Below are 12372 nucleotides of genomic sequence, written 5' to 3'. Positions count from 1 at the left end.
TCCAATGCCATACTAAAGCTTCTTTTTCCACTCGTGTAGTCAAATAGAAGATTAAGCTGCTTAATTTAAGAACGAGTAGGATCTATGATGGAATGCTGCTGCTGTTCTATGAAAGTATCAAACACCTCAATTCCTTCTTCTAAAATAATACAGGCTTCTTTAGGAGTAATTGGTACAACCCACAACACATTAATTACTTCTTCCCCTATTTTTATTTCTTCTAACTCTTCACTTTCCCCTCTTAATTCATCAAGCAAAAGAGCTTTTGCAGTCCAGTTCTCTGGTGCAAGTGTGCTCTCAGTCATCACTCGTGGTACTTCCGAAGAGGTTATATTTTCAATATGATGGGCAATGACATCGCAAAAATAGGTAAATATACGATCAACGCTTTCTTGTCCCAAATCGTGTTTTAAAGCTAGCATCCATTCAGCAGCAATAGTTTCGCCAGTTTTTCGAATAGCATTAGATAGACCGACCGTTGCAAACCTTGCAGGCATTTCCTCATTCCTTGCCGGAAAATAGTATATTTCAATATAGATACCACCCTCCGGTTTGGTGATTATGACTCTATATTCTGGCATAGACCATTCTTTCATATATAAATGGAGTATCATTGTTCTTCTAATATCGAACTCCAAATTTTTTTCTCGGTTTGGCTCTCTACTAATTTGCACATCTATCACCTTTTTCTCTTTTAGCTTGCTCTGTTTAAATATCATTCCCTGCTATATGCAGTCATCGTTTCGATGATTCGTACGTAATGAGAGCTTCTTTTGCTCTATAAACAATAGCGTCCACATCAGAATACTGACACTCCATAGCAGCTAGCGCCTTCAGTAAAAAAAGACCCAGATATCTATCTCCTACATGCAATTCCGTTTGCGCAAAATATGCAATGTCTTCGAGTTTTTCTATATTTTTTTTAGCATTAATGTTTTCAGGAAATTCGATATATTTATAGAGGGTTACTACTGCATCTTCGCCCTTGATTTTAAAATCACGAACAACGCCATCGAATAGCGTATCTTTAAAGCCATCCTTGAGCTTGCCCTTTTCATTTAATACATCTTGATGAAATGTCGCCAAATATTTTTCATATCTTACTGCCTGATCATTGATAACATAGGCAACTTTTTCTTCATCGAGAATTTTTATTATTTCATCCATCGACTTAAACTTTAATCTTGCAAATCTTGCCGCAGAAAATTGCTTACGCAAAGCTGCTTCATTATTTAAAAAATAGGCTCTAAAAGAAACTTCGGAATTTCCTTCTAGTAATTCTTTGAAATAAACTAGATGCCGTTCATCTACCATATTTACCTCCTACACTCCCCAAAACTCAAACGAGTCATCTAAATCATCCAGCTTAGCTGCAAACATATAATAATCATCTTCAATCGCAGTACACTTGTCGAGAGTAATTGGAGTTGCATTCATCATTTGCGGCTTCTCCTTTCGTATTACAAAGGATCTGTATCGTTGCATGTCAAGCTTCATATTTTCAGTATAAACGGATGTATTTGAGCTGTCCAAGTTTATTTAATATGTAAGAAATACATATCCACAACTCAAGCCGTAGCGAAAAAATGGGATTAGGTCAATCTATGTCACGTTGAGTAAACTGTTGAGATTATGTACCAAAAAAAGCTGCCGCCTGCAAAATACAGACAACAGCTTCAACAAGCTACCTCATTTTATTCAAAATATCCTTTGCTCAAAAAGCATCAAGAGTAGGTAGGCTTTACTTGAACCATTTTTTTTCGGTCAATCTTGTAACAAATGTCAGCCACCTCTAGAATGAAGCTCTGATCATGAGAAACAAAAATGATGGTTCCTTCATACGCATGAATAAAATGCTCCAATGCCTCTATCGCATGAATGTCTAAAAAGTTTGTTGGTTCATCAAGCAACAGCAGATTGTATTCGCCTAAAAACAACTGGCAAAGCTGAAGTCGGATCATTTCGCCGCCGCTCAGTGACTTCACTTTTTTCTGAATATCCGTACCGTCAAATTGCATTCTGTGCAGGACACTGCGCAAAAACCCTTCATCATATTCCGATCGCTTGTTCACAAATTGAAAGACCGTTTCGTCAGTTGCCACTTGATAGCTCAATTGTTGAAAATACCCGATCTGCACTTTGGGAGAAAGGATAATCCCTTTCCCGTTAGAGGCAATATGATGAAGCAAGGTACTCTTGCCCGATCCGTTTGCCCCAGTAATGGCAATTTTCATTCCAAGCGGAAATTGAAAATTGACTTCATCTAGCAGCCGTTTTCCTTCCACCTGGAGCGTGAGCCGATCCGCCATTACCGGGAACTTGTTATGAAGTTTCAATACCTCCACCTGCCGAAATACAATAGGCCGTTCCGCTTGTACTGCCTCGACTTCCTGTAGTTGCTCCATCCGCTGTTCAATGGCCTTGGCCACACGATGCATTGCCTTTTGACTCGTCCCTTTCGATTTCGTCTCGGACATTCGATTAGGTTTGGCGTTCACTTCTCGTCTTGACATGCCTGCGCCCTGGGCAATTTTTTCAGCTTTTTTCATTTTTTCCTGAGCAGCTTTTTCCAAACGGCTTTTTTCTTTCACGTACTGCTCATGCTCTTGCATCTGCTGAGATCGTTCCAAGCGCTTTTGTTCAGCGTAATCGCTATAATTTCCGCCATACACCTTGACCTTTCCATCTGCCACTTCCCAAATGGTCGTCACCAACTGATCCAGCACATCACGATCATGGCTGATTATGATCAGTACGCCGTAATAGTATCGTAACTGCTCCAGCAGAAAGTCGATACCTTCCCGGTCCAAATGGGTCGTAGGTTCATCAATAAGCAGCGCCTCGTGATAATGGGTGAATAACCCAGCTAGCTTCAACCGGGTCTGCTCACCACCGCTAAGCTGAGGGGAATCGGTCGGCACCGACAGTCTGCCTATTATGGCGGGGTCCGCTTCGATCACTGTGGGAGCTTCGATTTGTTTAAAATAGATACTCTCCACATGTGACTTCACTCGCCCCTTGGCAGGCTTAATTTCCCCGGATAATAATCTCAGCATGGTACTTTTCCCCGCACCGTTTTTCCCGACAATGCCGATCCTGTCAAATTGATGTACAGCCAACCTCTCAATGTTCAACACTTCTTTATCTAAATAGATCACTTCAATATGCTCTAATTCAAAACAGATTTTTTCCATGATCGCTACCTCCGAAATTCGTAATTTCGTACCGATAGCTAAGACCGATACGAGCTTCATGCAAGCCCGTATCAATAGAATAATAAAAATTGCATGTTTCTTTCCTCCTATTTCACTCTCATCGTCAGTATTGCATTCAACATAACTAGAAAACCTACCAACGAAAATAATAGTGCTACATTGGTTAATTCCGTGAATACTCCAGCCAAACCTAACCCAATAGGCGTTGCAAGCAACGAAAGACTTGTAATAAAACTAAACACTCGCCCCAGTAAATGTGGTTCAATTTCTGTTTGAATATAAGCATAGAATGGAGCCGAAAATAACGGACCGGATAAACCGACCACGCCACTTAGCACAACAAATACATAAAAGGTTGACGGCGGGAGTACACCTGAAATAAATAAAGCAATTCCCATCAACATCATACCGACTACCATTGTTTTGATTTTATTAAACCGATCTCCTAATATACCTAAAAGCGAAGCACCGACAATTAAACCAATTGCAAAAACAATTTCAACCATACCTGCCTCTACAACCCCTTTTTCAAAATGATTCCGCACCATCAGTGGAAAATACGTTCCTACGGGGATATAGAGAACAGCTACAGCAGTCATTAACATCGTTAGTCTAAAAATAAAAGGGTGCTTCACAATAGCGTAATACCCTTCTTTCATTTCCTCTACAAAACTGCTAGTACTCTGTTCCTCTGTTCTTGCAACTCTAGGAATATGAATAAATAGTAAAATAGTACAAGCAATAGCAGCACCTAAAACATCCAATAGCAGTACCCACTTAAGCGAACTAAAAGCAAGTAAGCTCATACCTATTGCTGGTCCTGCAACATTAGTTATCGAACTGATCATCTGTCCCCAGCCTGCCACCTTTGTCAAATGTTCTTCAGGAGCAAGTAATGGCACAGATGCTTGCATGGAAGGCATATGAAAAGCAGTTGCAAGTGAGCGAACAACTAAGACGAGTATAACTAACACGTTACTCAAATCTTTAAAGTACATCATAAAAAATAAAAATAAACTGCCTATTGCAACCGTCATATCTGCCAAAATCATCATCCGTTTACGAGAATAGCGATCAACAATTGTTCCTGCAAAAGGGCCTACCAATGCTTGTGGTAAAAATCCTGCTATCCCTGCCACTGCCAATACAAGCGGTGAACCGGTTGTATCTGTTAACCACCAAATAATGCTAAACTGAACAGCAGCACTACTGAGCAAAGAAAAAAATTGACCTGTATATAACGCAATAAATATTCGTTTCCATTTCTGTGTTCCCATTATTATCGATACCTCCTAAAATTAACGTATCGATTCTGCATCGATACGAGCTTAACTTACTAAGCTCATATCAATAAAAAAGTAACATCATCATATAAATCCCTCCAATTAAAAAAGTACACAGACTACTGCTCTGTGTACTTAAAATTGGCATAAATATCCCGTAGAACGAAAGATGTCTACAACACATTTAATCCATACACATAGCAAATATGCCCTCAACTAGAGTGCATTTTTTCTAAATTACGTGTAAGAATCAATACCGTTGTAGAAAAGCCATATTTATTATCGCTCCTTTGATTTTTTATTATTGTATAAGGTATCACATTTAAAGTCAATTACATTTTCAGAACCTCCACGGTTTCCCATTCGATTTTGACAAGTTACTTTATTTGCTCACGCACACGAAACTGCACCATTTCTTTCAGCAAATCATAAGGAAGTGGTTTATCATAAGGGAACTGCACCGTACCTTTGGAATATTTATAGCCAGAGCTAGTCAATCGTTCAGCAAATGATGCTATTACACTTGGTGTTGGATGAAAACCTAAATGACGTTTCTCACCAGAAAAATGTACTAGATTTCCGTTTAGGACAAAAGTAGCCATCCCCCATAATATTTTTTCTGTGATGTCAGGCGAGCATTCATGTATCAGTTCCCGTAGTTTTTCCATACGCATGCGAACGTCACTATCATAACGGGCAATATATTCATCGATTGTATTGTAGTCTGGTTTAGCACTTTCTCTTTCCTGTAAGGTTACATGAACCATATCACCAGGTTGTTTACCGATTTGCTCACGAATATCCTTCCGAATACTGATGATATGCCCTTCTGCTCCCATTCTAACGAGTTGTCCTTGATAGGGAACGTTATCGAATGTGGCGTGGACAGCAACACGATCTTTTCCAAACTCCTTTTTTACGTTCAACGGAATTGCGATATAAGCAGCATTACTATCTGGCTTTTTGATAATTGCTCCGTTGAACTCATACACTTTACTCACTTCACCATCTCCTTTTTAAAAACAATTACAGTTACTTAACATCACGTTATTCTCCTCACGAAGTGGCTTGATATCCAGTGGGATCACGGAATATTTTGTATCAACGAATTGAGTTTGAAAAGTACCTTTATATCGAAATACCGATCCGATAAGTGGATTGTTAACTTCTACGGATATTTTATACCGTTCTTCCGAGTCATCATACCATTCACATACGAGATCGACAGCCAAATGTTATTTGTTGCCTAAGTAATCTACTATCCGTTCCCGCTCTTCGTTGTATAACATGGTAGCATCGAAACGTCTAATTTTATTGGGAAATTTAAAGTGCCGATTCCAAGTAACCGTTTCTCGTCCGAAGCGATCCACATAAGCAAAGTTTTCGATCATAAACGGAATGTTTTTACCACCTTGCGGAAACATAATATGTCTCATTGTTCCCACATATAGAGGTAATGTTACCCATTTGGAATACCAAATGTGATCCATCACACCATAGCCGACCGAAGCGATCTGGTCTTGACTATTAATTCCAAATCGTTGACGGATGCGAGGATGAAGGTTTAAGAATGCATCACATAATGCTTGTTCGTAGATAGATCTCACGAAGTGCTCCTCCTTTACGTAAACATCGTTTTGCTTGGAGCAGATCACGATTAGATAGTCGAGCTAAACTGAAATCCCAATTATAGATTATCTGCTTAACCTCAATGCATTATAAGTGTTATTTCATCAATTGCTAAGCCACCCCATTATGAATACCACATATTAAGTAATAATCAGAGGCGGATCCTGCCTTGAATGTGAAGGTTTTGTGCTCGTCAATGATTTTCTCAGCAGGGTACCATTCGTGTCAATCCGCGCTCACTATCCATCCTTACCTATTATCCCAAAGTCCGTCCATTACGTTCTCACGAACATTATACGATCCTGCTACGCGCAATAAAATTGGTGTGCTACTAATCAATTGCAACTTGCGTCTATTTGACGATCTGCTTGCTGAGCAATTGCCGGGGCAATAAATTATGATCGTAAATGATGAACTATCTCCCATTTTCGGCCTAGATAACTCACTTTTAGCCGAACTACATAAAGAAGAAGGACAACTGATCGTGCCCAAACAATTAGACGGAAATATGCGAGCTTTTAACACATTCTCTGAATACAAATGGCATATTATTTTATCCGTTTCAACAGCCGCAGTAACTGGTCAAATAGCTGCTACCATGACATTTGCACTAAGGTTTGGCATCGCCTGGACAGTACTTGCCAGCTTGCTATCACTATGGATAGCCTGTACCTTCTCTAAACCTATTTCGCAAATGGCACAAATGATGAGACAGCATGAAGCCGAACCGTTACCAGAACTACCAATACCAGAAAATATAAGACGCTACGAGGAGCGCGTTGACGAAATTGGCATTCTGTACAAACGTTATTTCAATATGCTCCAAGAAACTCGAACTCTAATTCGTGAAAAATATCAAAATAGATTAATCGCCATGTCATCCAAAATGAAAGCACTCGAAGCACAAATCAACTCTCACTTCCTGTTCAATACACTAACAATGTCAATAGTATCGCTGAACTAGAAGAAGTCGAGAGCATTGCGATCATCTCTAAGTCACTTGTAGATATGTTTCGCTACAGCATCAAACAACAAGGTGATCTCGTATTGCTATCAGCAGAGATAGAACATATTAGCAACTATATGAACATCCAATCATTCCGCTATGGCAATAAACTAAGTTGGTCAACTGCAATCGACCCTGAACTTGAGCAACAGCCTGTACTAAAACTCATACTCCAACCTTTAGTTGAAAACGCCGTCTATCATGGATTAGAACTAAAAAAAGGAGGCAGACATATCTCTGTCCATGGTTTTACAACAGAAACAGGAATTCGACTAGAAGTGCGGGATGACGGGATCGGAATCGATGAGCAGAAGCTAGAACAACTACAAACCATGTTAGCCCCTCCTCCTGCATTAGAACATTTAACGTTAGAGGAAGGCGACAGCAAATCAGACAATAGATCAATTGGATTATACAACGTACACGCTCGCATAGCCTTTTACTATGGTGCTGATTATGGCCTAGATATTAGTAGCAGCAATAATCAAGGAACAATCATTGGCATCCGCTTGCCACATCATCATGACCGCATAATATCGAGAGGAGAATAGCCATGTACAGCTATATTGTCATTGACGACGAAGCACTCATTCGTAAAAACATTATAAAAAAAATATCCAAGCTCAACCTGCCACTAGCCTGGGTTGGTGAAGCAGAAGATGGCGAAGAAGGTCTAGAGCTGATCAACAGCAAAACACCTGACATCGTTCTAACCGATATGCGGATGCCTGAAGTCGATGGAGTTACACTCCTTAAGACACTTACATCCCTTTCACTAGATACGCAAATTATCGTCATTAGCGGGTACTCAGACTTCGAATATACGAAAGAAGCCATATCTGCTAACGTAGCAGGTTACATCCTTAAACCATTTGACAATACCGAACTGTATGACGTCCTTAGTAAAGTCATTACCAAACTGGAAAGCAATCACGCCAAACAAAAAAACAAGCTGCCCTAAAAGAACAACTCGAAACACTTCAACTCGCAGCTTGGCTTTGCCAACCCATGGTAAATAGCGAAAATTTGCTGCCCATACCGCATAGCGATAATTTCCAGACTCCAGCCTTATTGGCATTAATGTCCTCGGAACGCTATGCCGTAGCACTACTTCCGTTCGGACTACCAGTTGGAGTTTCCCTGCCAAGCAATATGCACAGCTTTCCGCATACAACTATGCAAGGTGCGGCCGTTATCGTTTGTTGATCTGAAAAGTCCGCTTCTGAACTCTCACCCGACCAGTCTCTCGCTACTACACTAGGTAGATTTCGTTCACATAATAATGATAAAAATAAAAATAGTAATCACAATAACAACGAAAAGTCAATTTTAGCCGCTATTAGCAGTGAATTACCAAGCATATCCACTCTACCTAACGCGATAACGTCACTACATGCACAACTGGAGAAAAGACCCTTCTCCATGGATAACACTCTACTGTTAGCCCAAAATACACAGAACCATATCAATGCAACAAGACCAAACACAGATTCATCCCATCCCAACAAAGACATCGTTTGGGAATTGAAACACTCATTACTGCAAGCAATAGAAAACAAAATGCCACAAGACGTAATAGAACAAGTGAACACCCTATTCATTTCATGGGCCAGCGCAAGAGCAACTAACACTCCAAACAGCAAAACATTTCTGCGTACATCTCGCTCAAGAAATTTCTAATCAACTAAATATTGCCAATAACGAAACTATAGCAGGTCGCTCGATGGCAATGGCATTAATGCTCCAATCCCTTGACGCGGACACCCTGCAACAAACCTTTACAACCTGGATACTAGAACATATAGGCAGTACTCCCTCCTCCGCCAAACGCGAACTGGTCGAGCAAATCAAACACTATATCGATATCCGCTTCAATCAATCACTTACCCTTGAAGAAATTGCAGAGCGTGTATTCCTCCATTCGTCCTATGCCAGCACGCTGTTCAAGGAAAAAACAGGAATCACCTTTCAAGACTACTTAAAAAAAGTGCGATTGGATCACGCCAAACGATTACTAGAAAACACAACCTATCGAATCGAACGAATTGCCTCCATGACAGGCTATGACAACGTAAAATACTTTTATCGCCTATTTAAAAACGAAACAGGTGAAACCCCTTCGGCTTATAGAGACTCTTGTCGTGGTGTGAGGAAGGGAGTAATAGGAAAAGTATGATTGTCCAATAATTTCCTAATATAAAAAGGTTGGAGCGGATTCTTTACGCTTTCCCTCCAACCTTTTTCGCACTTCCTTTATTAAAACATTAGCGAAACGTTTGCCTCCTGTAGATTATGGGCTACAGCCACATGCCAAATTTAACGTTAATCATCTCACTAAGAAAAAAACTTTAAATTAAAGTGGAATAAGTGACTGGCAAGGTTAGTATATATTATGCTGCCATAATGTGTACTTTTCACTTGTCAAACACAAGTACTAAAGAAGCTTCACATTAACATAACGAAACCTTTTATATGACATTCTACATTCTCCGGCATTAATCATAATGCTACTAGTTTCTTTATAAGAGAGGGCTATTATAGGCAATAAGTTTTTCTAATGGGGTTTCACTATTTCTCTACTTCCACCATAGAAATACTCCTTACATTATTTATCTAACGGAGCACTAGTCTTGCTCCTAGTCTCAACATTTATATTCTACAAAATAATCATTAGTTATGGTCAATTTAACAATTCATATTGGAACAGTACATTCCTTTGTTAAAGTGACACCATAGTTTTATGGTCTTCATGGGTCCGATGTTCACCTGAGAACATCCACGTATCTATTGAAATGGGAACACGAATTAATTGATCACCACAACTATAAAAGTTAGCCAACTGAAATAATCCCCGAACTTATTTTCCATGCATTTACAATATGAATACCTAATATTGGACAAAAAATTAATAGTATCTATCTATTGGGAATCATATATTTCATAAAAATTTGAGTTACAGCGAGATTTTAGGTTGCAGTTCTTTTAATGCAATTTAAACAGTCCTAATTTTTGTGTCCACTGCTTGATGCTAGCTCTAACTAAACTGAATATATGAGGAATTTATAGCTTATCGTAGTTTTGATAGTAGTCATGATTAAATAGCCGGATTATCAATATTAACTTTATTAATTTTATCAAGTATGTTCCGTAAGATTTTAAGTATCTCATCCTTCTCTTGCGATTGTTTACCTATCCAACTGTTTATTAACAGATCTTCAAGTGCACTGACGCTTGAATGATTACCAAAGACTATCTTTGAAGTTTCATATATCTTTGCTTTGGTACTTTTTCCTTTAATAGCACTTTTCCAAAGTACCTTATCATTTATAAGGTGTGAAATACACTCTTCATCCCAAATAATATCATCTGGAGTTTCCAAAGGAAGGTAATAAACATTAGTGGAGAAAAAATCTATATATTTCTTCTGAAGATCTAATAACTGATCAGATCTCCCACCTACCACAGAATTACCATCAACTTCAAAATTAATCTTACCTTTTGTAAATTCTGTTATCATTTTATCCAAAAAAACGCTGCTAGTTGCTTCTTGTAAAGTTAGATTTACTACTTGTTTCATAACCGCACTTGGTTTTTGATCACCATCAAGAATAACAAAATGCCGTTTTGGAGATTCGTTGGAATATATCTTTATATAGCTGTTTTTTATTACACTTGCACCTCCAGGTACAAAAAAAACGTCTACATTCCCAAATTTCTCTTGTCCGAAATGTTCAATTGCTCTTATAAGTATTTTTTTCGCAAGAGAATCTTCAACTTGAATACGATAACTTACTGAATATGTGTCTCCCAACCTATAAAAAGCTTCGTTATACCAACATTCATCTTCTACTTTTATTTTATTATTACTGACTTGTTGGTAAAACAATTTAATTGCTTCTTTTGGTAAGCTCTCAACAAAATTTGATGAATGAGTTGAAATAACAATTTGATGTTTTTTCTCTAAAGCTAATTTTAAGAGTAACATTTTCAAGCGTTTTTGTGCTCCTGGATGAAGAGATACTTCTGGTTCATCAAGTAAAATCAAACTTTTATCTGCAGCTTTTAGTAATTCATGAACCAATTTTACAATTGCTATTTCTCCGCTCCCTGCGTGGGCTTCCGAATATTTAATTCCTGCCTTTTCTAGTACAACAGATGTCCCCCAATTTCCAAATAACTTGTGCCTTACAATTCGTCCTGAGTTGTACTTTTTCCCCAATATATATGAAACTAAAGCTAACTCATCTCGGGATAAATTTACCGTCATATTATTTTGATCTTTGTTACCAATTGTATATATCTTGTTGTCGTCAAACACTTTTTTTAGCATTGCAGATTGATTTCTTAAATAGTCTTGTTTTGTTTTCGAAGCTAATTGTTCTTTAAGTTCACCGAAGTAAAAGTATTGATCAAATGCACTTAACTCAGACCGAAAATCTAAATACAACACTTCTTTATCAATCGGCGCATATCTACTCGTAACTTTCATTTTATATTTCTTAATCGGTCTGCTTGTTTCCCAGTAATCAGGATTATTTTTCCTTTTCGCTCTAGTTTTTAATACTTCTTTTAGCTGATCTTCATCATAAAAGCCGTAAAGAAAACAGTGCCGATTTTTCCCATCTTCCCCCAACTCCTCAATTGGGTCAATACTAGTAGAAAACCAGAACTCACCAGGCGACTTACCTTTCGGAGCACCGTATAGTGCTTGCAAAGTGGAGCTTTTACCTGCACCATTTTCTCCAACAAATACTGTTAGTGGATAATTGAAGTTTATTTCTGTATCAGGTTCTAGATTTTTAAAAGACGGGAATCTAATGTATGTAATAAAATTTTTAAATGCCCCCGAGCTAAATGCCTTTGTGTTCTTATCAATTAAATTCATAATATTCGTATTCAATAATTCCACATCAAGAGTCTCCCTTACCAGAATTACATTTCTATTCGACTGTACCCTCCAAACAACCTTTTCATTATTTACATTTTGACAAAAAAAACTGTAATTGTAAATGATTTAGATGTAAAATATTTATTATCAATAGCGTACCTAAATTAAATCATCATCGAAAAAACAGGGTTGATTATATTTTGAAGCGATACTATAAACAAAGAAAGATACAGTAATTGTAATTTGTAACGATAATCCAATAGTAAATTTTCTATATATATCAAACAGAATCTATTTGTTCATAAGAAACAAGTGTAAACAAGATAAATACGCAATTTCTTATGAAAATCA

At 38.1% G+C, this 12372-nt stretch carries 10 protein-coding genes and 1 pseudogene; 4 read left to right on the top strand and 7 right to left on the bottom strand.

Translation table 11 applies throughout. The annotated features are described in order from the left end of the window. Nucleotides 1–65: 65 nt before the first annotated feature. The 6 genes and pseudogenes from ACFSTH_RS02240 to ACFSTH_RS02215 form a co-directional block, all read right to left on the bottom strand. Complete coding sequence (locus ACFSTH_RS02240) at nt 66–719, bottom strand: suppressor of fused domain protein (RefSeq protein WP_377775489.1); 654 nt, start codon at nt 717–719, stop codon at nt 66–68. 16 nt (nt 720–735) lie between these two features. Then, the gene (locus ACFSTH_RS02235; protein WP_377775487.1) at nt 736–1314 is read right to left on the bottom strand and encodes a hypothetical protein; all 579 of its coding nucleotides are present in this window, start codon (nt 1312–1314) and stop codon (nt 736–738) included. A gap of 410 nt (nt 1315–1724) precedes the next feature. Then, nucleotides 1725–3194: an Msr family ABC-F type ribosomal protection protein gene (locus ACFSTH_RS02230; protein WP_377775485.1), complete on the bottom strand. Its 1470-nt coding sequence runs from the start codon at nt 3192–3194 to the stop codon at nt 1725–1727. A gap of 107 nt (nt 3195–3301) precedes the next feature. After that, entirely contained in the window at nt 3302–4492 is a 1191-nt protein-coding gene (locus ACFSTH_RS02225) for an MFS transporter (protein ID WP_377775483.1), read from the bottom strand. A 383-nt stretch (nt 4493–4875) separates the two neighbouring features. After that, nucleotides 4876–5499: a DUF1905 domain-containing protein gene (locus ACFSTH_RS02220; protein WP_377775482.1), complete on the bottom strand. Its 624-nt coding sequence runs from the start codon at nt 5497–5499 to the stop codon at nt 4876–4878. 15 nt (nt 5500–5514) lie between these two features. Then, nucleotides 5515–6105: pseudogene (locus tag ACFSTH_RS02215) on the bottom strand (DUF4166 domain-containing protein). Nucleotides 6106–6524: 419 nt separating this feature from the next. Here ACFSTH_RS02215 and ACFSTH_RS02210 point away from each other — a divergent pair. The 4 genes from ACFSTH_RS02210 to ACFSTH_RS02195 all read left to right on the top strand — a co-directional run bounded on the left by ACFSTH_RS02210 (nt 6525) and on the right by ACFSTH_RS02195 (nt 9309). Further along, the gene (locus tag ACFSTH_RS02210; protein ID WP_377775480.1) at nt 6525–7091 is read left to right on the top strand and encodes a sensor histidine kinase; all 567 of its coding nucleotides are present in this window, start codon (nt 6525–6527) and stop codon (nt 7089–7091) included. Next, on the top strand, nt 6992–7684 hold the full coding sequence (locus ACFSTH_RS02205; RefSeq protein ID WP_377775755.1) for a sensor histidine kinase: 693 nt from the start codon (nt 6992–6994) through the stop codon (nt 7682–7684). The genes ACFSTH_RS02210 and ACFSTH_RS02205 overlap by 100 nt, the downstream gene beginning before the upstream one ends. 2 nt (nt 7685–7686) lie before the next feature. Continuing rightward, on the top strand, nt 7687–8094 hold the full coding sequence (locus ACFSTH_RS02200; RefSeq protein ID WP_377775478.1) for a response regulator: 408 nt from the start codon (nt 7687–7689) through the stop codon (nt 8092–8094). A gap of 762 nt (nt 8095–8856) precedes the next feature. Further along, complete coding sequence (locus tag ACFSTH_RS02195; protein ID WP_377775476.1) at nt 8857–9309, top strand: helix-turn-helix domain-containing protein; 453 nt, start codon at nt 8857–8859, stop codon at nt 9307–9309. Between the two features lie 918 nt (nt 9310–10227). Here ACFSTH_RS02195 and ACFSTH_RS02190 read toward each other — a convergent pair. Next, nucleotides 10228–12042, bottom strand: coding sequence for an ATP-dependent nuclease (locus ACFSTH_RS02190; RefSeq protein WP_377775474.1), 1815 nt, complete (start codon nt 12040–12042; stop codon nt 10228–10230). Nucleotides 12043–12372 lie beyond the last annotated feature (330 nt).

The sequence above is a fragment of the Paenibacillus yanchengensis genome (assembly GCF_042684845.1).
Lineage (GTDB): Bacteria > Bacillota > Bacilli > Paenibacillales > Paenibacillaceae > Pristimantibacillus > Pristimantibacillus yanchengensis.
The sequence above is the reverse complement of the archived record's forward strand: the minus strand, read 5'-3'. Positions and strand labels throughout refer to the sequence as shown.